This is a genomic window from Bacillus mesophilum (assembly GCF_008923265.1).
Lineage (GTDB): Bacteria > Bacillota > Bacilli > Bacillales > Cytobacillaceae > Cytobacillus > Cytobacillus mesophilum.
Genome location: NZ_WBOT01000003.1, coordinates 57,241 through 78,051 on the forward strand (window position 1 = coordinate 57,241; position 20,811 = coordinate 78,051).

Genomic DNA, 20,811 nt, shown 5'->3' on the forward strand with positions numbered 1-20,811 from the left:
GATGGGATGAAAAAAGCAGCTGCACTTGTTTCTATACTATTGATTCTGGCTGGATGTTCTGATGAACATAACAGGCAGCAGGAGGATCAGGAAGTCACAACTGCAACAGTAGAGAATGAGGAATCTTTAGCAGCAAAGCTGAACACACCTTGGCAAATTAACCATCTAGATGGTGATTTTTACTTGTCTGAACGGACAGGCACAATTACAAAAGTGGAAAATGGAGAAAGCATCCGGCAATCTGTTGAACTGCAAAGACCGCTTTCTTCTGCTGCAGAAGCAGGTCTGCTCGGTTTTGTGCTCGCACCTGATTTTAAAGAAACAAATGAGGCGTATGCGTATTACACATACGAAGAAGATGGGCAGCCATTTAACGCGATCGTCGTTCTTGAGCTCCAAAATGACCAATGGAGTGAAACGGAGGTACTTATAGATGGAATACCAAGCGGCAGTTTTCATCATGGCGGGAGGCTTGCGTTTGGTCCGGATGAAAAGCTATACGCTACTACAGGAGATGCCTCCAATCCAGAACTGGCACAAGATCTAAATTCACTGGCAGGGAAAATTTTAAGGATAAATTTAGATGGTTCGATCCCTGATGATAACCCTTTTAAGGACTCGTATGTATACAGCTATGGACATCGCAATCCGCAAGGGCTCACATGGGCAGAGGACGGTACAATGTATGCAAGTGAACATGGTCCATCTGCGAATGATGAGATCAACAGGATCACAGCTGGCTCAAATTACGGCTGGCCGGAAATAACAGGGAATGAAAGCAAGGATGGAATGGAAACTCCAATTTTCACTTCTGGTGATAACCAGACATGGGCACCTTCTGGGATGGCATACTATGAAAATCAGCTATTCGTTGCTGGACTAAGGGGAGAAGCCGTATTGCGTTTTGATCTGGAAACGGGCGAAAATGATGAGCAGATTTCCAATCTTGGCAGAATTCGCGATGTGTATATTACTAATGGACAGCTCTACTTCATCAGCAATAATACAGATGGCCGCGGTACACCGGGCGAAAATGATGATCAGCTCTACAGCATCCCATTATAACGTTTCATGAAAAGATCAGTATTTTGTTATATACTAAGCATATAATACTGAGACTAATTGAGGTGCAGATAGATGGCAGATTTTCGTTCAAGCGTAGTTATTCATAAGCCAGTAGAAGAAGTATTTCATTATGTCGTGAGCATGGAAAATGTGCACGAGCTTATGCCAAATGTAGTAAAAATGGAGAAACAGACGGAGGGGCCGTTTAAAGCTGGCACCATATTTTTAGAAACAAGGCTAATTAGCGGAAGAAATATTCAGGCAGAGGTCGAAATGACGGAGTATACAGAAAATCGGTCATTTGCTACAAAAACTAATTCAAACGGCCTGATTACGGAATATCAATACCATTTTCATCCCGTCGAAGAAGGCACTCAAGTGGACCTTGAGGCTACAATTACGACAACAGGATTAAAAATGAGATTAACAAAGCCCATCTTAGTAAAAATGATCAAACGGGAAGACGGCAATCAGCTTGTCTATTTAAAAGAAATGTTTGAGCAGGACAAGAGTGAAAAAGAAGAAGAGTAAAATAGATCAACAAGAAACCCGAACCATCAGCAGATCTTTCATACTGTCTAATGGTTCGGGTTTTATGTTGTTATAAGATGGTCATTCTTATAGTCTTCACCATCTTTAGTTGTTCAATTATAGCGGATATGTCCAGAATCTTTCATTATGAACTCTTGCCATCACTTGCGGATCTTGCTTTTTCAGCTGTTCTTCCATTTCCTGTGCCATTAGCTGTGTTTGAGAAAGATGTGCTTTGATTGCAGCAATTTTAATATGTGCGACAGCACTAACCTCATTAACGATATCAGCCTGCCCGATTTCCTCTTCACAATTACGCGAAAAAGCAACACATTGCAGCTTAGGTCGATCGTTTGCCGGCATATTTCTCACAGCTCTGACAACTGCAGCCCCTGTTGCATCATGATCAGGGTGAACAGAATAGCCAGGATAAAAGGTAATGATTAAGGACGGATGAACTTCATCGATAATTGCAGCAAGTTCATTTGTAAGCTTATCATCATCTTCGAACTCGATGGTCTTGTCACGATATCCCATCATGCGTAAGTCCTGAATGCCCATTACAGCCGCAGCATCCTGAAGCTCTTTTTTGCGGATTTTTGATAATGTTTCACGGTTAGCAAATGGAGGGTTCCCCATATTGCGTCCCATTTCTCCTAAAGTCAGACAGGCATATGTAACAGGAGTGCCGTTTTGTACATGAGTCGCAATCGTTCCAGAAACACCAAATGCCTCATCATCAGGATGAGGAAAAATAACTAAAACATGTCTTTCTTTTTCCACGATAAGCTCCTCCTTTCGTTTCCAATAATTCTCTGAACCTTTATTTTCATCTATTCAAAAGGTGTCTCGCTTATTTGCAGGGCAACAGCAAGTTTTCCGCTGAAGTCATGGCCGGCAAGCAAAAGTCTCCCAGTTCCATCTTTTTCAAAATGAGTGATTCCTTCCGCATATACCCACCCGATCGCTGTCTTTAGTCCCACTCGAAAGGGCCCGCTGCCTGTGATCTTTCCGTGCTCATATTCAAGCTGTGCATTTCGTATATATGCTCCTGATGAAAAGAACGTTTCATCAAAATGGGAAGCATACGCTCCATTGGTTGTTTCAAGATGAATATAAACCGGCTTTTTCGCATGTCGGTCCAGTTCTGTTTGAACATCTTGGGTTATCACTGGTTCCATCATCTGCTACACCCCCTTTTCATAAAGATTCATATCTATATAAAGTGTTGTTACCTTGAGTAAATCAAACCCTATTTTACTAAAAAATCCGAGGAAAAGCTAAAAATGAGATTAAGGAATCATGAAAACTTGCCGATTGGCAAGTCCTTAAAGGACACCGAGACAGAGTTAAAAAAACAGAACCGTCTCCGGCTCTGTTTCGATTACTTTATTTTTCTTCTGCTTTTAAATGGCGGCTAGCACCTTGTCTAGTCGGTCCTACATATTCATTCAATTTAAATCCATGATTAATGGCATCTGAAATAAATTCCTTGGCAGCAGTAACAGCTTCGATAACTGATTTTCCTTTTGCCAGCTGAGCTGTAATGGCAGATGAATATGTGCATCCTGCTCCATGTGTATAGGTTGTCTGAATTCTTTCACCTTCAAGTACTGTGAAATCAGAGCCATCATACAAGACATCGACTGCTTTTTCATGCTGAAGCTTGCTGCCGCCTTTGATTAAAACGTATTTCGGTCCAAGCTCATGGATTTTAACAGCTGCTTCTTTCATATCTTCAATCGTTTTAAGCGGAGCTGTTTTAGCAAGCTGCGATGCCTCGAAAAGGTTAGGTGTGACCACTGTTGCAAGCGGCGTTAATATATCTCTCAATGCATCTGCTGTTTCAGGGTGAAGGACTTCATCTTCCCCTTTGCAGACCATAACTGGATCAATTACCACATGTTTAATATCATTTTCAGTAATCGTTTTAGCAGCAAGCTTGATGATATCTACCGAACCAAGCATTCCGGTCTTCATCGCGTCTACGCCAACAGAAAGAATGGTTTCTAATTGTGTTTGAAGTGTTTCTATATCGATAGGGAAGACGTTATGGTGCCAGTCGTTTTTAGGATCCATTGTAACGATGGTTGTAAGAGCAGTCATCCCATAAACGCCATGCTCTTGGAAGGTTTTAATATCAGCTTGGATACCTGCACCGCCGCTCGTATCAGAGCCTGCTATTGTTAATACTTTTTTCATTGTCATCTGTCTTTCCTCCCTGAATATATCATTTCATTCTTTTCAGTATATCAATTTCGATTAACGTAATAAAGTGTAAGTTCTCGGAAAAAACGACAAACCCATTTCATCCAATTACATATACTGTTGTATCCGGTTTTGGGTATTCCATCATGTCGGATAAATAGAAAGGGGAATCAGAAGTGAAAAGACAATTCATGATGAATCCGTATAGCGTTCCTTATAATGCCTGGTATGGATATAATCCATATGCTCCGTATCATCACTCACATTTATATCATTATTATGGCGGACAATCCTTTGTACCGCTGACAGGAAATTTTGCAGGTGGTCATTTTTCAGGGACCGGTGGATTTGCGGCTGCACCTCATATAGGAACTGCACCAGCGATCGGACATATCGGCGGAGCAGGTTTTGCTGGTGTGCATATAAGATAGGAATATTAATGGAAGTAAGGAACGGGAGCGGATTCAGAATCATGAAATCCGCTTTTTGGCGTACCAATTTTTATTTGTTGAATAAATTTATGTTTCTTTCTGCAAAAGTGTTAAACAGTCCAATACATAATTCAGCTCTTTTCCATCTTAAAGTGTGTACTACTCTGCTGTATTTCATGAAAATTGTCGATTTAAAGAAGAAATTATGAATTTTTTGTGACCTATGGCGATAATCTTCATTTTCTCCTTTCGAAAGTGATAAAAGTTACATTTGCTTCTGGAGATGATGTGTAGGATAGAACTATATACAACTTGTGTGTGCTTTTAAAAGGGGGAAAAGCCATGAATTACAAAGGCAGTCCTGAGGAATTCCCTATTACATTGCTTATTAATGGGTTTGAGATTGCGGTGTTTCAGCTGACGAACGAGGACTTAGAGGATTGGGCTTACGGATATTTGTATTCTGAAGGCTTAATTGAAAAGGCAGAAGATATTCGCACCTTTGAATTTGTGGAGGATTCCAACACAATTTATGTGGAACTTCAAAATGATTTTCAGCCTGATTGGATGATCACAAAGAAAAAGCATTACACCGCTGGCTGTGGAAGAGGGGTCACATTCTTCTCAATGACAGATGTGAAAGCGTTTCCCAAGATTAACAGTATGAGAACGTTCACAATGAGTTTTCTTTTGAAAAAAAGAAGTGAGTTTGCAAAGAATTCCCCATTGTATCTAAAGACAGGCGGTATGCACGGGGCATGTATTGTTCATGTGTCGGGAGAAATTACAGTGCGAGAAGATATTGGCAGGCATAATGCTGTTGATAAAGTGATTGGTTTTGCGTTGCGCAATAGATTAGAGCCTTCAAATTTGCTGCTCTTGACAACAGGAAGAGTGTCTTATGAAATGCTTTCTAAAGCAGCAAAATTCGGGTTTCCTGTGATCGGGTCAAGAACGGCTGCAACAAAGCAGGCAGTTCAGCTTGCCAAATTTCTAAACATAGAAGTAATTGGTTATTTACGAGGGAAAATGGCCATTCCATACACTTCTGCTGGCAGAGTTATCAATGATCTAGAAAATCGGCCGTTTGAAAGTGTTAGAGAAAAATAGAAAAGTGGATGGTGCTTGCAGCTTCAACAATCATAAGACGAATTGGACGGGGGCTGTTCATTGGGCTTATGGTTGATTCGCTTATAACCTCGAGGAGCTAACCGTCGGAACTAGACAATGAACTTCACTGGAAATGAACAAGCTAAAGTTCAATCTTGGAATTGGGGGGAGAAAAAGTGGAACTAAATGTAACACGAAGGAAGTTTCTGAAGATATCAGGTGCAGTAGCTGCTACATTAGCAGTGGTAGAGCTGGGTTTTGATGATAAAACAGCCAGAGCAAAAGCAAAGGAATTAAAAATTTCAGAGTTAAAACCGACACCAACCATTTGCCCTTATTGCTCTGTGGGCTGTGGGATTTTAGTGTATTCAAACGGAAAAGATGTTGTATATACAGAAGGAGATCCGGATCATCCGATCAATGAAGGATCGCTCTGCAGTAAAGGTACAACCGTTAGGCAAGTATACACAACAGAAAAGCGTATCACAAAGCCATTATACCGGGCACCAGGAAGCGGAAAATGGGAGGAAGTCGATTGGGATTTTGCGCTCGATAAAGTAGCGAAAAATATTAAAGATACCCGCGATCGCACCTTTGTACAAAAAGAAAATGGCTATACTGTCAACAAGACAGAGGCGATTGCTTATATGGGTGGAGCGGCACTTGATAATGAAGAAACGTATTTGCTTTCTAAGCTTTTCCGTGCAGGACTGGGCTTAACGTATATCGAGCATCAGGCCCGAATATGACATAGTTCTACGGTTGCCGGTCTGGCACCTACGTATGGAAGAGGCGCAATGACAAATCATTGGAATGATTTGCAATATGCGGATGCCCTAATGGTCATAGGAGCAAACCCAGCTGAAAATCATCCAATCAGCTTTAGATGGATCTCAAAAGCGAAGCAAAAGGGAGCAAAGCTCATTTCAGTGGATCCAAGATATACAAGAACGTCGCAAATGGCCAATATCTACGGTCAGCTTCGTTCAGGAACAGATATTGCTTTTATTGGCGGCATGATTCATTATGCGCTTGAAAATGACATGTATCATAAAGAATATGTAAGAGCCTACACAAATGCATCATTTATTGTAGATGAACAATACTCCTTTGAAGATGGCATTTTTAACGACTACGATGAAACAACAAGGAATTATGATAAAACAAAATGGGCCTTTAAAAAGGATGAAAATGGCGAGATTGTTAAGGATCCAGCCTTAAAGGATCCCCGCTGCGTTTTTCAGCTAATGAAAAAACATTATGCACGCTATGATGTTGACACAGTAACAGGTGTTACAGGCACGGATAAAGATACGTATCTCGAAATCTGTCAAACATTCACAGGAACTAGTGAAACAGGCAAAGCGGGTACGATCCTATATGCTATGGGCGGTACACAGCATACTGTCGGCACCCAAAATATCCGCGCATATGCGATCTTACAGCTTTTACTCGGAAATATTGGCATTGCCGGCGGTGGTGTCAATGCCCTGCGCGGAGAGTCAAATGTACAAGGATCAACCGATTTTGGGCTGTTATATCACAATGTCAATGGCTATATGGAAGTACCTACAGGATCGGATCAGGACTCAAAGTATAAAGGATTTCTAGAGCGGATTACACCTGAATCCGGGTATTTCTCCAACAAACCGAAGTTTTACACAAGCATGTTGAAAGCTTACTACGGCGATTCTGCAACTAAGCAAAATGAATTTGGCTATCATCTGATGCCAAAACTGACGCCAGGCAAGGATTATTCACATATGCGCTTATTTGATGCAATGTACCGCGGAGAGCTTGAAGGGCTGTTAATGTTTGGCACCAATCCTGTTGTCGGCGGACCAAATGCAGGGAAAGAAAAAGAGGCATTGAGCAACCTAAAGTGGATGGTTGCAGTTGACCTATTTGAAACAGAGACATCAGCTTTTTGGCAAAAGGAAGCTGGTGCAGACCCGGCTGCGATCCAAACAGAGGTGATTTTCCTTCCTGCCTGCGGATCTTTTGAAAAAGAAGGCTCTGTTACAAACTCAGGACGCTGGATGCAATACCGCTGGCAAGCGATTAAACCAAAGGGTGAATCAAGAGCTGACCTGGAAATCGTTCATATGCTTGCTAGAAAGCTGAAAGGATTATATGAAAATAGTCCAAAGCAGCAGGATATGCCGATGAAGGCTTTAACATGGGATTATGGAGAATCGGATCACCCTGATATCGATATCGTCTGCCGTGAAATTAACGGCTATGATATGAAAACAAAACAGCAGATTAAAGGATTCGGAGATTTGAAGGATGATGGTTCTACATGCAGCGGCAACTGGATTTACAGCGGATTTTACCCAGAATCTGAGAACCTATCAAAACGAAGAGATAATACAAATGAAGGTATGAGTAACTTCTTAAACTGGTCTTTTGCATGGCCGGCAAATAGGAGAATCCTTTATAACCGTGCAAGTGCTGATTTAAATGGAAAGGCATGGAGCAAGGATCGTATCGGAATACAGTGGAATGCAGCGGAGAAAAAATGGAGCGGTTTTGATGTTCCAGACTTTGTTGCCACGAAAGGACCGGATGATCCTACATTTAATGACCCATTCATTATGATGGCGGGCGGAAAAGGAGCTTTGTTTTCTGGCGGCGTTAATGAAGGGCCATTCCCAGAGCACTATGAGCCTTATGAAAACCCAATTTCCAATGCGTTTTCAAGTATTCAGCTGAATCCGGCTGTGAAGTTTGGCGAGAAGGAAATGAATGCACAAGGAGATGTGTCAGAATATCCAATTGTCGCTACAACCTATCGCGTGTCAGAGCACTGGCAGTCTGGAGCGATGACAAGGAATATCCCTTGGCTGGCTGAGCTGATGCCGCATATGTACATTGAAATAAGTGAAGAGCTGGCACAGGAAAAGGGGATATTAAGCAAGGATCGGGTGATCGTAAAAACGGCCCGTGGAGAAATAGAGGCTTTTGCCATGATCACCAAACGTTTTAAACCGTACAAATTAAAAGATAAAACCATTCACCAAATTGGCATGCCATGGCATTTTGGCTATAAAGGGATCGCAACAGGTGCAACAGCTAACCGCTTGACCCCTCATATTGGAGATGCAAATACGACAATTCCTGAGTATAAAGCGTTCCTATGTGATGTTAGGAGGGCGAAATAATGGCAGATTATATTAAATTTGTGGATGTAACGAAATGTGATGGCTGCCGGGCATGTATGGTTGCCTGTAAAAATTGGAACGACCTGCCGGCAGAGCCGGAGGACTTTAACGGAAGTATACAGTCACACATGGATTTAACGGCAAACACTTGGAATGTCATTACGTTTAATGAGCAGGAAACATCGGATGGAAACTTTGAGTGGCTTTTCCGCCATATGTCCTGTCTGCATTGTAATCAGGCTGCCTGTGAAAAGGCTTGTCCAGAGAGTGCGATCAGCTATACAAAATTCAATTCCGTCGTTATTGATCCGGAAAAATGCGTTGGCTGCGGTTATTGTGTTCAGAACTGTTCCTTTGGAGTTGTGCAGCTTGCAACCTATAAAGATAAAAACGGCAGTGAATACCGAAAAGCCCAAAAATGCACTCTTTGCACAGACCGGCTTGAGCAAGGTCTGCAGCCGGCTTGTGTGGTTGCCTGCCATACAGACTGCTTAATTTATGAAGAAAAGGAACTTGTCTTAGCTGAAGCAAACAAGCGGCTAAGTGAAGTGAAGGAACGTTTTCCGAATGCAAATATTTATAACCCGCAAGGAATTGAAGGCACCAATACCATTTATCTTCTCGCTGACAAACCATCTGTCTATGGATTGCCTGAGAATCCAAAAGTGGCTTTATCCCAAGTGGTTTGGAAGGACTATGCTCAGCCGCTTGGCAAAATGATGCTTGGAGCTACAACGATGGCTGTTATTGGTGCTGCTATATCAAATGCTGTCAGAAAAGACCGATCGGAAGGGGATCATGACCATGAATAAAAAAGAACCAAAGATGGTTAAGCGATTCTCAAAGCATGTCATATTTGCACACTGGTTAAATGCTTTGGCATTTTTTGTTCTGTACTTGACCGGTCTGCCGCTTTATACAGAGTTTTTTGACTGGCTTTATGTTGTTTTTGGAAGCCCGGCAGGAGCACGTCTTGTTCATCGAATAGCAGCTGTGTTTTTCATCCTGCCTGTTGTCTATATTTTATTTACAGATCCAAAGAGCTTTATTCACTGGATGAAACAGATTTTTTCCTGGAAAAAACATGACTTTCAATTCTTTTTACATTTTCCAAAAGAGTTTTTCGGCGGTCATGCGAAGATACCAAAGCAAGATTTTTATAATGCAGGTGAAAAGTTAAATTCATTGCTGACAATTATGACAGCCATTATGCTCATTGGTTCCGGTCTTGTTATGTGGTTTCCGCAGTACTTTCCTCAAGGGCTTGTGATGTGGGCCTATCCGCTTCATAATATCGGACTTGGGCTATCGACAGCGGTTGTAGTTGGCCATATCTATTTATCTATTGGACATCCAGGCTCCCGCGTTTCGATTAGAGGGATGACAAAAGGAGATATACCCGAGGAATTTGCCCGCGACCATCACGGCCGCTGGTATGATGAGCTTAAGGAACAGGAAAAAGAACAGGAACAAGAGCAGAAGCGGGCTTAATGGCAAACAAACCTAATTATATGAGGAAGCTACCCATTATCGGGTAGCTCTTCCTGCTTTTTTAAAAAAGAACATTGAAAGAAGGGATCCTTATGCCGAACACGAATGTAGTAGAGGAAAGCTATGAGAAGCTGCAGGCGGAAATAGAAGAATTAATAAAAGAGTGGCGCCAGTCTATAAATGAAACAGCTGTAGTGAAAGAATCTTCGTTTGAACTTATCTCCTCACCCCTTATTCCACAGCTCGACCTTGCAGCAGATATGAATCAATATCATCGTTTTATCATTGAACTGTTTGGTTTTTTAGCTGAAAGGCAACCAGGAAATCATGAGTATTGTGATATCTTAAAAGAGAATTTAACCATTGACATAGTGAGTAAATGGTTTAAAGAAGTGGTCGCTGTAAATCGATACTACTTTCATGCAGTTGCAGAACAATATCAGGTACCGGAATGGCTCCCGCTGTTTGCAGCAGAACAAGCTGCCCGCCCTTTCTTACAAAAGGCTGCAGCAGAGCTGGAAACGGTCCTGAGTAAATTTCAGCATGACCCATGCTGCCCGGCATGCGGTGAGCCTTCGCGTTTTGCTGTTGTAGGAAAAAAAGGGAAAAAAGAGCTTAAATGCCCGCGCTGTCTGCATAGCAGGGAAGAGAAAAAGCTGCGCTGTGCACATTGCGGCACAGAAGATCATACCCAAATGGTTGTTATGAAGGTGGATGGCGAAGAAGGAGCGGAAATTCACGGCTGTCAAACATGCAAAGGGTATACAAAGGTGATTGATATGAGAAAGCTGCTGAAGAAGGAAACACCTGCCCTCATGGATATAAAAACAATTCACCTGGACTATATTGCGCAAGAAAAGGGGTTTGGCACGGCTGTTGATGGCAAATACCATTAAGATTGGCTGGTGATAAAAGTGGAGACAACAGGCATTATTTTAGCAGGCGGGAAATCAAGCCGGATGGGCACCAACAAGGCACTGCTGCAAATAGACGGAAAAACGGTGATTGAGCGGATTGCAGAAGAGCTCGCAACCATTGTCGATCATGTCATTGTCGTAACGAATACACCTGAGGATTATGCATTTTTGCAATTGCCGATGATTGCAGACCGTTATATAGGAAAGGGGCCGCTTGCCGGAATTGAAGCAGGTCTGTCTTTATCAGCAACGGAAAAAAACTTAATTGTTGCCTGTGATATGCCTTTTATATCTGCATCACTCGGAAGTTATTTATTAAGCAAGCTGGATGATTACCAAGCTGCCGTTCCAGAGCGAGACGGCCAAAAACACCCGTTATTTGCTGCATATAGAAGGGAAGCAAGAAATTGTGCGGAAATGTTCTTAAAGGAAGAAAAGCTGGCTATTCGCAATATGCTAAACTATATTCAGACAGTGTATATAAGAGTTGAATCTATGAAGATACCTATCAACGAGTTAACCCTTTTTAATATGAATTACCCGGAAGAATATAAAAAAGCAGCACAGATTTCTTCGGAAGGCAAAGAGCAGCCATGAAATTTTTTAATGTAAAAACAGTAGAAGAAACATTCAAGCTAATAAAAGAATATTATTCTCCCATTTCCGAATGGAAGATGGTGCCGCTTGAAGAGGCCGTACAGCACATCCTTGCAAAGGATATACACGCAGAAGAAAATGTGCCTGGCTTCCGCCGGTCGGCTGTTGATGGCTATGCTGTCCTAGCGGCGGATACATTCGGGGCCTCTGAGAACCTTCCTGCTTATTTAAATGTTGCAGGTGAAGTGAAAATGGGGGAAATGCCCTTAAAGCCTCTTTTTAGCGGGGAAGCCTTTTATGTCCCCACTGGCGGGATGATTCCAGAGCATAGTAATGCGGTAGTTATGATTGAGCATTGTGAAGATTTAGATGGTCTTCTAAATTTATATAAACATGTCATGCCTGGAGAAAATGTGATTGAAGCAGATGAAGATCTTCGGATGGGGAGCCTTTTGCTGAAAAAAGGAACCTTGCTTCGGGCCCAGGAACTAGGTGCACTTGCCTCGCAAGGAATAGCAGAAGTCCCAGTTGTACGCAAACCCATTATTGGTTACTTATCAACGGGAAATGAAGTGAAGGCACTCGAAACCAAAGAGCTATTGCCCGGCCAGGTTCGTGATATGAACGGTATGACAATTGGAGCCGTTGTAAAAGAATGGGGATATGAATTTAAATACGGCGGTATTGTGAATGATGATTTTGATGATTTAAAAAGAAGAATGCAGCAAATGCTGGCTGAAGCAGACTGTTTGTTTATCTCAGGGGGAAGTTCTGTTGGTATTATGGACTATTCATGTGATGTGCTGAATTCGCTGGGAAAACCAGGTGTGTTTGTACATGGCATTTCGATTAAACCTGGGAAACCAACGATTATGGCAAGTGCAGAAGGAAAACCTGTGATTGCACTGCCCGGTCATCCAGCTTCAGCAATGGTTATTTTCCATATTTTCGCCAAAAAAATCTTGAATCAACTGCAAGGATATGAAGGTTTAGACTCTCCGGTTACATTTGCAAAAACCACTAGAAATATCCCTTCTGCTGCGGGACGAACAGATTATGTGAGAACTCGTCTCTTTCAGGAAGAAGAACAATGGCTGGCTGAACCTATTTTCGGAAAATCGGGACTTATTTCAACCTTGGTCAATAGTGATGGGCTGATTGAAATTCCGGCCCGCAGTGAAGGTGTGCAAAAAGGAAATCTTGTCGCTATTAAATTATTTCTTTAAGAACATTAACAGCTCCAGCGCTTATCATTTTATAAAAGGTCTGGATAGAGAAGGTTAAGGCGCCCTGGTATTAAGGAGTGTTAACATGTCACCATACAAACGAAAAATATATTTAGAGAATAAACCCCGCCAAGAGGCACAGTATGAAATGCTCGCAAATTTTCAGCCGAAGCGGAAAGTGGAGTGGATACCAAGTATGTCTGCTCTTGGGCGGATTACGGCAGAACCTGTTTTTGCACAGAGCTCGATGCCTCATTTTCATGCTTCAGCGATGGATGGCATAGCGATTGTTGCAGAAGAGACCTTTTCAGCTCATGAACACAACCCGCTGCTGCTAAGGGAAAATGAAGATTTTATTTATGTGGATACTGGAAATGAAGTGCCTCCTCCATTTAATGCGGTAATCATGATTGAAAACGTAGAAGAGCTGGATGAAGGTATTGTGGAGATCATTGAACCAGCCGCTCCCTGGCAGCATATCCGTCCGATTGGGGAGGATATTGTACAAGAGGAAATGCTTTTTCCGCAAGGCCATAAAATCAGACCAGTTGATATTGGAGCATTAGTTGCCGCTCGAACTTTAACGATTCAGGTCCTTAAAAAACCGTTTGTTACAGTTATTCCCACTGGTAATGAGCTAGTTTCCGCGGCGGATGCTGCGTCAGCTGGACAGCTTATTGAGTTTAATGGAAGTGCCTTTGTCAATTATATAAGAGAGTGGGGAGGAGATCCGTTTCTCACACCAGTCGTTAAGGATGATCCGGAGAAAATAAAAGCCGCATTGCTCGAAGCGGCAAATACCTCAGATATTGTCGTTATCAATGCCGGATCTTCAGCGGGGTCAAAGGATTATACTGTTCATATTTTACAGGAGATTGGCACCGTTTATACGCATGGAATCGCAGCAAGACCTGGTAAACCTGTCATTATCGGCAAGGTGAATGGCACAATCGTTGTTGGCATTCCAGGATACCCTGTGTCAGCCTATTTAAGCTTAGAATGGTTTGTGCGTTTGCTTATTTGTGAGTACTTAGGTGTAAATGAACCCGAACGGCAAAAGCTGAAAGTGAAAATTGGCCGGCGAATGGTAGGGTCTATGGGTGCTGAAGATTTTATTCGAGTGAGTATAGGGTATATTAATGGGGAATATGTGGCAAACCCCTTATCAAGAGCTGCTGGAGTGACCATGTCGCTTGTGCGTGCTGACGGCCTGCTTGTTATTCCTCCTGAAATTTTAGGATATGAGCAAGGAGAATACGCGGAAGCAGAACTTTATAAACCAAAGCATGAAATTGAAAATGCCATTGTGTTCAGCGGCAGTCACGATCTGACAATCGACCTTTTATCATCAAAACTAAAAGCACAAAATCGGTCGTTCAGTATACAGGCGTCACATACAGGCAGCATGGCCGGTATGATGGCTATTAAAAAAGGGGAAGCACATTTAGCTGCAGTGCATTTGCTTGACCCTGAAACAAAAGAATATAACACTTCCTATATAAAAAGATTCTTGCAGGAAACGGAAGTTGTCTTATATCCTTTCTTAAGAAGAAAACAAGGCTGGCTATTGCCACAAGGCAACCCGCTTAACATACAATCGCTGCTTGATATCGTTGAAAAACAGGCACAGTATGCCAATCGGCAAAAAGGTGCAGGCACAAGAGTTCTTTTTGATATGATGATGAAAGAAGATGGGGTTAGCCCTGAGCAGATCACTGGATATGAACGTGAAATGTTTTCACACTTAAGTGTTGCTGCAGAGGTGAAAGGAAACCCTAATGGAGTTGGTCTTGGCATTTACTCTGCTGCTAAGGTGATGAAGCTCGACTTTATCCCAGTGGCAGATGAACATTACGATCTGCTTATGACAAAAAGCTTCTTCGAAAGTGAACAGGGACAGACACTTATTAGAGTCATTCAATCTGATGACTTTAAGCAGGCTGTTGAACAAATAGGCGGCTATTCTCTTGTGCAAGAACTTGAACCTTTATTTTTTTAAAAGGTTAGTAATCTCTCCAGACTAATTAGAGGTGATCAGCAATGAACTTTGAAATTTCAAAAGAACCGATTAACACACAAGCTGTGATCGATAAAGTTGTTCAGCGTGAGGCTGGTGCCATCACAACCTTTATTGGCACCGTCAGAGAGCTGACACATGGGAAGAAAACATTATTCTTAGTTTATGAAGCGTATGAACCAATGGCTGTGAAAAAACTCGAGCAGATTGGGAATGAAATAAAAGACAAATGGGCTGGTGCTGAAGTTGCCATTACTCATCGTGTTGGAAAGCTTGATATTACGGATATCGCTGTTGTCATTGCTGTTTCCACTCCTCACCGCAACGATGCGTATGAAGCGAATCGCTATGCCATTGAGCGCATCAAGGAGATCGTTCCTATTTGGAAGAAAGAACATTGGGAGGATGGAGAAAAGTGGATTGGCAATCAGCTTGAGACGGTAGCCTATCCTTCAGGTAAACCAGAGGAGAGTGATCTAAATGAATAAAATTATGCTTTTTGCTCACTTGCGTGATGAAGCAGGTGCAGAATATATTGAAATCCAGGCAGAAGGAAAAACAGTTTCAGAAGTTAAAGTGCTAATAGCAGAAAAATATAACCTAACAAAGCTGGATAGTACAATGTCAGCCATTAATGAAGAATTTGCAGGAGACGATGAAGTGATCCAAAAGGGAGATATCATTGCCTTTATTCCGCCTGTCAGTGGAGGGTAAGCTGCTATGAGTGATCGCTATTCACGGCAAACACTATTTGCACCAATTGGAGTTGAAGGCCAGAGGATGATCAGCAGGAAGCACGTTTTGCTAATTGGTGCTGGAGCGCTTGGATCCGGGAATGCCGAAGTGCTTGCAAGAGCAGGTGTTGGCAAACTCACCATCATTGATCGTGATTATGTCGAAGAAAGCAACCTCCAGCGGCAGCAGCTATATACGGAACAGGATGTCATTGAAAAGCTTCCAAAAGCAGCAGCAGCCAAAAAGAGATTACTAGAAATTAACCATGATCTAAACATTAAGGCTGTTATTGGCGATGCGACACCTGAAGTGATAGAGGATTTATGCAAGGAAGTGGATCTAATCCTCGATTGCACCGATAACTTTGAAACACGGATGCTCATAAATGATGCTTCTCAAAAGCATGGGGTTCCTTGGATTTATGGAGCATGTGTCAGCAGTTATGGCATGAGCCTTACGATTATCCCTGGAAAAACACCATGCTTAAATTGTCTATTAAAGAAAATTCCAATTCAGGGAATGACTTGTGATACCGGGGGAATCATTGGTCCGGCTGCACAGATGGTCATTGCCCATCAATCTGCTGAAGCTCTGAAAATTTTAGTAGAAGATTGGGAGCATATTAGACAATCCTTTGTCAGCTTCGACCTTTGGAACAATCAGTACACAAATATTAAAATTGCAAAAGCAAAGGATGACGGCTGCCTCTCTTGTGGCACCAGCCGAACATATCCGTATCTGCAAAGTGAAAATCGAACCAAAACCGCCGTTCTATGCGGCAGAGATACAGTCCAAATTAGACCGCCGCTTGACACGGTCATTAGTCTTGAAACTCTCTCAAAGCAACTAAAAGCATTAGGCTATGAGATTAAAGGAAATCCCTACTTGCTCTCTATTGAAATGGGGAAGCAGCGTATGGTTCTTTTTCAGGATGGCAGAGCACTGATCCATGGCACAAAGGATATTACTCATGCGAAATCGGTGTATCAGCGTATCCTTGGATAAGCGATTATGATAGCTAGAAATAAATAGCTCTAGGCAGCGCATAGCTTAGAGCTATTTTTTGTGCAGCTTTTCTTTTTGCTCCCTCTTAGCAGCTGTTATGATCTGCTCTTCTTCCCCTCTTCACGCTGTCATTCTTTGCTATAATGTTTGTCCTCTCTCCCAATCACTCCCTATTATTCTGCATTCTTTTCTCTTTTTCCCCTTTTTCCGCAACTTCTGTTTCCTTTTTATAACAAATATTCGCAGTGTATTATATTAACATATGATCAAAAAATACATATTTAACTTTCTTTTTGTCTATAGGTTGTTTGCGCTTAATCAATAAAAAGTTTAACTCAGATTGGAACTGGCGTTCTTAAAAGTGTTGAAAATAGAGAAGAACTAAAATTCATAGGGACAAAGTAGATCGTGATTTTCTGCAGCTTTTAAGTGATAACGGACGTTTATCTTATGTGAATATTAGGAAAAACTGGGCCTTTCCAGATTTGCTGTGCGGGAAAGAGTCAATCTCGTAAGGAAAAAGGTGTGATTGAGCAGTTTATACTTGTGCTCAACAGCAGCAAGGCTGAAAAGGAAGTATCAGCTTTTTTTGAAATCGGCGGAGAGCTAACTTTCCTTGTGAAGGTTGTTGAAGTACTTGCCGGAAATCAAAATGCAGGGAGCTGCTGCTGCTAAATGACAGGACCATTCCCCCTTCACAAACAGATCATTTTTAACAATTTTGCTGCGCTTGAACGCTTTATTAATGAAGAATTATATGCACTCGCAGGCATTCTCGTTGTTGAAAGCAACATACTTCTCAGCAGATAAAAAGCATCCGCCGTTTAAAGCTATAAATTTATTGAGATCTTTCGCTTTTCAAAGTAAATCGAGATAAAAAATCATAGATTTCTGAATATTTATGTTTTATAATCATATTATGTTTAATAATCATATGATAATTAAAAACGAAAAAATGATTAACATATGTTCGTTTTAATTTTTAGAAAATCAATATACTGTGCCGAGGAGGAAATACATATGGATTACTTACACCACCCATTTCCATCAAAAAGAAATACGGTTTTTGCTAAGAAAGGAATGGTGGCTACATCACAGCCGCTTGCTGCACAAGCAGGACTTGAAATTCTGCAGAAAGGAGGCAATGCCATCGATGCGGCGATAGCCACGGCTGCCGCTTTAACAGTTGTTGAGCCAACATCGAACGGAATTGGCGGTGACGCATTTGCTCTTGTTTGGGTAAAAGATGAGCTTCATGGATTAAATGCATCAGGACCAGCTCCACAATCCATCTCAGCAGAAAAAGTGAAAGAGCTTGGCCATGAAAAAATGCCTGTATTCGGAACTGTTCCTGTGACAGTGCCTGGTGTGCCTGCTGCTTGGGCAGCATTATCAGAACGATTCGGAAAGCTTTCTCTTGCAGAAGCATTAAAGCCTGCCATCCGATATGCGGAAGAAGGGTATCCGCTCACACCAATCCTAGGGAAGTACTGGAAAAAGGCTTATGAGCGTTTTAAAAAGGACTTTACCTCTGCAGAATATGCCGCATGGTTTGAAACGTTTGCGCCGAATGGCAGAGCACCGGAAATCGGCGAAATGTGGAGCTCTAAGGGGCATGCATCAACGTTAAAATCAATCGGAGAAACCAATGCGAAATCCTTTTATGAAGGGGATTTAGCGGATCAGATCGATGATTTTATGAAAAAACATAATGGATTTTTAACAAAAGAAGATCTTGCAGCATATAAACCGGAATGGGTTAAGCCTATTTCTGCAAATTATAGAGGTTATGATGTTTGGGAAATTCCGCCGAATGGCCAAGGAATGGTGGCTTTAATGGCGTTGAATGTATATGCGCAGAAATCTTCAGGTCCTTCATGGCAAAATGCCGAAACCCTGCATGAGCAAATTGAGGCAATGAAGCTGGCTTTTACAGACGGTCAGGCATTTATTACCGAACCGGAGCATATGCCGATTTCAGCGGAAGAGCTATTATCTGAGGCGTATGCAAAAGAGAGAAGCAGGGTGATTGGCGAAGAAGCATCCGATCCGAAGCCTTATGAACTTCCAAAGGGAGGAACTGTTTATCTGGCTGCAGCGGATGAAGAAGGCAATATGATTTCTTATATTCAAAGTAATTATATGGGCTTTGGATCAGGGATTGTCATTCCTGAAACAGGGATAAGTCTGCAAAATCGCGGTCATGACTTTTCGCTCGACAGCGATCATCCGAATGTTCTTCAGCCCGGCAAGAGAACCTATCATACAATTATCCCGGGCTTCTTAACAAAAGACGGAAAAGCAGTGGGCCCATTTGGGGTTATGGGCGGCTATATGCAGCCGCAAGGTCATTTTCAAGTCGTAACAAATACGGTTGATTATTTGCTGAATCCGCAGGCAGCATTAGACATGCCAAGGTGGCAATGGATGAAAGGCAAATCAGTACATGTAGAACCCGAGTTTCCGAATTATCTGGTGCAGGCACTGGCTCGAAAAGGTCATGAGATCCATGTAACAGCAGATGGAGGAAGTTTTGGGCGCGGACAAATCATTTGGCGGAATGAGCAAACGGGTGTACTAATGGGCGGAACAGAATCTAGAACGGATGGAGCTATTGCTGCTTGGTAAATACAACATTAAATACCCAATATAATGCTCCTCTGCCATCAAGCCCAAGAAATAAAGGGAAAAAATACCTAGATCTGTTCATTGGCTTTTTTCGATCCGGTATACTTGGATTTGGCGGCGGCCCATCCGCAATTCCTCTAGTACACCTAGAAGTCGTTAAAAAATATAAGTGGATGAATGATGAGGAGTTCAGTGACACTCTTGCGCTTGCTAACACAATGCCAGGCCCAATTAATACGAAAATGGCTGGCTATATTGGTTATCGCGTTGGCGGAGCGCTGGGGTGCATCATTGCCTTGCTTGCAACTATTGCACCCACGGCAGTTATGATGATTCTCTTATTGCAGCTCCTGCAGGCCTTTAAAGATATTCCCTGGGTGCAGCATATGTCTGCATCCGTTGTTCCGGTTGTTGCAGTAATGCTAGCCGTCATGACTTGGGACTTTATCAAAAAATCTGGCAGCTCCCTTGGATGGAAGAAGGCCATTGCGTTTTTGGCAGGATCTCTTGTCATTATGGAATTTTTAAATATTCATCCAGGCATTTTAATTGTCCTGATGATTCTGATTGCTTTTATCCCGGAGCGTAAAAGGGAGGAGGGCACCTCATGATTTATTGGCAGCTTTTTTTAGCCTTTTTTATTCCTGGTATCCTTGGTTATGGCGGGGGACCATCTAGTATTCCGCTTGTAGAAAATGAGGTGGTTGGCCAATATGGCTGGATGACCTCAAGAGAATTCAGTGAAGTGCTTGCAGCTGGGAACGCGCTGCCTGGACCAATTGCAACAAAAATGGCAGCCTATATTGGGTACACTGAAGGCGGGATCATCGGCAGTTTAGTTGCGCTATTTGCCACAGTAGCACCATCTATTCTGCTAATGCTCCTATTAATGGCCATTCTATTAAAATATAAAGATACCCCGCAGGTGAAAAACATTTCGAACAATGTCAGACCTGTCATCGCTATTTTACTTGGTGTGCTGACGTATCAGTTTGTTAAGGATTCTATTGTTAGTACGGGAACGCTTTACACATTGCTCCTTGTGGTGGGCAGTTATATCTTAATGGAGAAAGTGAAATTGCATCCGGCTCTAGTCATTGTGATTGCCCTTGCAGTAGGAGCGGTCACTGGGATTATTCAATACGGTATTCACTAACGAACACAAAAAAGCCCGAATCAGCAGATTCGGGCTTTTTTATGTGAATTTGTTATTTCTCTGCAGAGTCAGATCCTACAATGACTAATTTGCCTTGGTCAAGAACTTCTTCATATTGTTCAGCTTCAGTAGTTGTTAGACCAAGTGATTCAAATTTTGTGCGAAGCTCATCTCCGCGCTTTTTGAAGACATTACCAACAGAATCAAACAATCCTTGCTCTTTCATGCCGACAGAGCCAGTATCTGTTGCATCTGTTAGATTCTCAGAACGATCTTTGTCATGAGCAAAAATATAAATATGCTCTTTTGAATAACCTTGATTATTTAACATATCGATTGTGTTTGTAGCTTGCACACCATTTTCTACAACTTCAACTTTATACATATTTAGCACCTTCCATTCAATTAATTTTATGATAGTCGGGAGCTTGTCCCTGCTAGTATATATTTATCCGCTATGAAAATTTTAAAACCTATTATTTTTATTTCTGCTTTATACTAGATGAATGAAGGGAACGTAATAACTAGAA

Annotated in this window: 23 protein-coding genes; 19 read left to right on the plus strand and 4 right to left on the minus strand. The window is 42.1% G+C overall.

Features of this window, described 5'->3' with window-relative positions:
• The first annotated feature begins 6 nt into the window (after positions 1 to 6).
• Both F7732_RS10035 and F7732_RS10040 read left to right on the plus strand, forming a co-directional pair.
• A complete protein-coding gene (locus tag F7732_RS10035; RefSeq protein ID WP_151573749.1) occupies positions 7 to 1,065 on the plus strand; it encodes a PQQ-dependent sugar dehydrogenase in 1,059 nt (352 codons plus the stop codon).
• A 72-nt stretch (positions 1,066 to 1,137) separates the two neighbouring features.
• Entirely contained in the window at positions 1,138 to 1,596 is a 459-nt protein-coding gene (locus F7732_RS10040) for an SRPBCC family protein (protein WP_151573750.1), read from the plus strand.
• Between the two features lie 117 nt (positions 1,597 to 1,713).
• Here F7732_RS10040 and bshB2 read toward each other — a convergent pair whose 3' ends face one another.
• The 3 genes from bshB2 to pdxK form a co-directional block, all read right to left on the minus strand.
• Complete coding sequence (bshB2, locus tag F7732_RS10045; protein ID WP_151573751.1) at positions 1,714 to 2,379, minus strand: bacillithiol biosynthesis deacetylase BshB2; 666 nt, start codon at positions 2,377 to 2,379, stop codon at positions 1,714 to 1,716.
• Positions 2,380 to 2,429: 50 nt separating this feature from the next.
• A complete protein-coding gene (locus F7732_RS10050) occupies positions 2,430 to 2,777 on the minus strand; it encodes a YojF family protein (protein WP_151574483.1) in 348 nt (115 codons plus the stop codon).
• A 208-nt stretch (positions 2,778 to 2,985) separates the two neighbouring features.
• Positions 2,986 to 3,804, minus strand: coding sequence for a pyridoxine/pyridoxal/pyridoxamine kinase (gene pdxK / locus F7732_RS10055; protein WP_151573752.1), 819 nt, complete (start codon positions 3,802 to 3,804; stop codon positions 2,986 to 2,988).
• A gap of 176 nt (positions 3,805 to 3,980) precedes the next feature.
• On the opposite strand from pdxK, the gene F7732_RS10060 reads away from it, so the two are divergent.
• The 17 genes from F7732_RS10060 (at position 3,981) to F7732_RS10135 (ending at position 20,281) form a co-directional block, all read left to right on the plus strand.
• Positions 3,981 to 4,235 carry a hypothetical protein gene (locus F7732_RS10060; RefSeq protein ID WP_151573753.1) on the plus strand — a complete coding sequence of 85 codons (255 nt, stop codon included), beginning with the start codon at positions 3,981 to 3,983 and terminating at the stop codon, positions 4,233 to 4,235.
• A 342-nt stretch (positions 4,236 to 4,577) separates the two neighbouring features.
• Positions 4,578 to 5,345: a formate dehydrogenase accessory sulfurtransferase FdhD gene (gene fdhD, locus F7732_RS10065; RefSeq protein WP_151573754.1), complete on the plus strand. Its 768-nt coding sequence runs from the start codon at positions 4,578 to 4,580 to the stop codon at positions 5,343 to 5,345.
• A 176-nt stretch (positions 5,346 to 5,521) separates the two neighbouring features.
• Positions 5,522 to 8,509 (plus strand): formate dehydrogenase-N subunit alpha, encoded by a 2,988-nt coding sequence (gene fdnG, locus F7732_RS10070; protein ID WP_151573755.1) that lies wholly within the window; start codon positions 5,522 to 5,524, stop codon positions 8,507 to 8,509.
• Positions 8,509 to 9,321: a 4Fe-4S dicluster domain-containing protein gene (locus F7732_RS10075; protein WP_151573756.1), complete on the plus strand. Its 813-nt coding sequence runs from the start codon at positions 8,509 to 8,511 to the stop codon at positions 9,319 to 9,321. Before fdnG ends, F7732_RS10075 begins: the two co-directional genes overlap by 1 nt.
• On the plus strand, positions 9,314 to 10,000 hold the full coding sequence (locus F7732_RS10080; RefSeq protein ID WP_151573757.1) for a formate dehydrogenase subunit gamma: 687 nt from the start codon (positions 9,314 to 9,316) through the stop codon (positions 9,998 to 10,000). The genes F7732_RS10075 and F7732_RS10080 overlap by 8 nt, the downstream gene beginning before the upstream one ends.
• A gap of 92 nt (positions 10,001 to 10,092) precedes the next feature.
• Positions 10,093 to 10,896: a formate dehydrogenase accessory protein FdhE gene (locus tag F7732_RS10085; protein WP_151573758.1), complete on the plus strand. Its 804-nt coding sequence runs from the start codon at positions 10,093 to 10,095 to the stop codon at positions 10,894 to 10,896.
• Positions 10,897 to 10,914: 18 nt separating this feature from the next.
• Positions 10,915 to 11,514, plus strand: coding sequence for a molybdenum cofactor guanylyltransferase (mobA, locus tag F7732_RS10090; RefSeq protein ID WP_151573759.1), 600 nt, complete (start codon positions 10,915 to 10,917; stop codon positions 11,512 to 11,514).
• The gene (locus tag F7732_RS10095) at positions 11,511 to 12,740 is read left to right on the plus strand and encodes a molybdopterin molybdotransferase MoeA (RefSeq protein ID WP_151573760.1); all 1,230 of its coding nucleotides are present in this window, start codon (positions 11,511 to 11,513) and stop codon (positions 12,738 to 12,740) included. The genes mobA and F7732_RS10095 overlap by 4 nt, the downstream gene beginning before the upstream one ends.
• A gap of 85 nt (positions 12,741 to 12,825) precedes the next feature.
• Complete coding sequence (locus F7732_RS10100; RefSeq protein ID WP_151573761.1) at positions 12,826 to 14,739, plus strand: molybdopterin biosynthesis protein; 1,914 nt, start codon at positions 12,826 to 12,828, stop codon at positions 14,737 to 14,739.
• Between the two features lie 41 nt (positions 14,740 to 14,780).
• The gene (locus F7732_RS10105; RefSeq protein WP_151573762.1) at positions 14,781 to 15,245 is read left to right on the plus strand and encodes a molybdenum cofactor biosynthesis protein MoaE; all 465 of its coding nucleotides are present in this window, start codon (positions 14,781 to 14,783) and stop codon (positions 15,243 to 15,245) included.
• On the plus strand, positions 15,238 to 15,471 hold the full coding sequence (gene moaD, locus F7732_RS10110; protein WP_151573763.1) for a molybdopterin converting factor subunit 1: 234 nt from the start codon (positions 15,238 to 15,240) through the stop codon (positions 15,469 to 15,471). Before F7732_RS10105 ends, moaD begins: the two co-directional genes overlap by 8 nt.
• A gap of 6 nt (positions 15,472 to 15,477) precedes the next feature.
• A complete protein-coding gene (locus tag F7732_RS10115; protein WP_151573764.1) occupies positions 15,478 to 16,497 on the plus strand; it encodes a MoeB/ThiF family adenylyltransferase in 1,020 nt (339 codons plus the stop codon).
• 525 nt (positions 16,498 to 17,022) lie between these two features.
• On the plus strand, positions 17,023 to 17,172 hold the full coding sequence (locus F7732_RS23430; RefSeq protein ID WP_420837683.1) for a hypothetical protein: 150 nt from the start codon (positions 17,023 to 17,025) through the stop codon (positions 17,170 to 17,172).
• The gene (locus F7732_RS23435; RefSeq protein ID WP_420837684.1) at positions 17,173 to 17,307 is read left to right on the plus strand and encodes an Lrp/AsnC ligand binding domain-containing protein; all 135 of its coding nucleotides are present in this window, start codon (positions 17,173 to 17,175) and stop codon (positions 17,305 to 17,307) included.
• A gap of 210 nt (positions 17,308 to 17,517) precedes the next feature.
• Positions 17,518 to 19,125: a gamma-glutamyltransferase family protein gene (locus F7732_RS10125; RefSeq protein WP_151573765.1), complete on the plus strand. Its 1,608-nt coding sequence runs from the start codon at positions 17,518 to 17,520 to the stop codon at positions 19,123 to 19,125.
• A gap of 32 nt (positions 19,126 to 19,157) precedes the next feature.
• Positions 19,158 to 19,736, plus strand: coding sequence for a chromate transporter (locus F7732_RS10130; RefSeq protein ID WP_151574484.1), 579 nt, complete (start codon positions 19,158 to 19,160; stop codon positions 19,734 to 19,736).
• On the plus strand, positions 19,733 to 20,281 hold the full coding sequence (locus F7732_RS10135) for a chromate transporter (RefSeq protein WP_151573766.1): 549 nt from the start codon (positions 19,733 to 19,735) through the stop codon (positions 20,279 to 20,281). The genes F7732_RS10130 and F7732_RS10135 overlap by 4 nt, the downstream gene beginning before the upstream one ends.
• A 52-nt stretch (positions 20,282 to 20,333) precedes the next feature.
• Here F7732_RS10135 and F7732_RS10140 read toward each other — a convergent pair whose 3' ends face one another.
• Positions 20,334 to 20,666 (minus strand): YflT domain-containing protein, encoded by a 333-nt coding sequence (locus F7732_RS10140; RefSeq protein ID WP_066442223.1) that lies wholly within the window; start codon positions 20,664 to 20,666, stop codon positions 20,334 to 20,336.
• Between the last annotated feature and the right edge of the window lie 145 nt (positions 20,667 to 20,811).

Bases quoted from the DNA above. Each gene is read 5' to 3' on its own strand.
- F7732_RS10035 (WP_151573749.1), top strand. From the start codon at position 7: ATGAAAAAAGCAGCTGCACTTGTTTCTATACTATTGATTCTGGCTGGA.
- F7732_RS10040 (WP_151573750.1), top strand. From the start codon at position 1,138: ATGGCAGATTTTCGTTCAAGCGTAGTTATTCATAAGCCAGTAGAAGAA.
- F7732_RS10050 (WP_151574483.1), bottom strand. From the start codon at position 2,777: ATGGAACCAGTGATAACCCAAGATGTTCAAACAGAACTGGACCGACAT.
- pdxK (WP_151573752.1), bottom strand. From the start codon at position 3,804: ATGACAATGAAAAAAGTATTAACAATAGCAGGCTCTGATACGAGCGGC.
- fdhD (WP_151573754.1), top strand. From the start codon at position 4,578: ATGAATTACAAAGGCAGTCCTGAGGAATTCCCTATTACATTGCTTATT.
- F7732_RS10075 (WP_151573756.1), top strand. From the start codon at position 8,509: ATGGCAGATTATATTAAATTTGTGGATGTAACGAAATGTGATGGCTGC.
- F7732_RS10080 (WP_151573757.1), top strand. From the start codon at position 9,314: ATGAATAAAAAAGAACCAAAGATGGTTAAGCGATTCTCAAAGCATGTC.
- F7732_RS10085 (WP_151573758.1), top strand. From the start codon at position 10,093: ATGCCGAACACGAATGTAGTAGAGGAAAGCTATGAGAAGCTGCAGGCG.
- F7732_RS10095 (WP_151573760.1), top strand. From the start codon at position 11,511: ATGAAATTTTTTAATGTAAAAACAGTAGAAGAAACATTCAAGCTAATA.
- F7732_RS10100 (WP_151573761.1), top strand. From the start codon at position 12,826: ATGTCACCATACAAACGAAAAATATATTTAGAGAATAAACCCCGCCAA.
- F7732_RS10105 (WP_151573762.1), top strand. From the start codon at position 14,781: ATGAACTTTGAAATTTCAAAAGAACCGATTAACACACAAGCTGTGATC.
- moaD (WP_151573763.1), top strand. From the start codon at position 15,238: ATGAATAAAATTATGCTTTTTGCTCACTTGCGTGATGAAGCAGGTGCA.
- F7732_RS10115 (WP_151573764.1), top strand. From the start codon at position 15,478: ATGAGTGATCGCTATTCACGGCAAACACTATTTGCACCAATTGGAGTT.
- F7732_RS23435 (WP_420837684.1), top strand. From the start codon at position 17,173: ATGACAGGACCATTCCCCCTTCACAAACAGATCATTTTTAACAATTTT.
- F7732_RS10125 (WP_151573765.1), top strand. From the start codon at position 17,518: ATGGATTACTTACACCACCCATTTCCATCAAAAAGAAATACGGTTTTT.
- F7732_RS10135 (WP_151573766.1), top strand. From the start codon at position 19,733: ATGATTTATTGGCAGCTTTTTTTAGCCTTTTTTATTCCTGGTATCCTT.
- F7732_RS10140 (WP_066442223.1), bottom strand. From the start codon at position 20,666: ATGTATAAAGTTGAAGTTGTAGAAAATGGTGTGCAAGCTACAAACACA.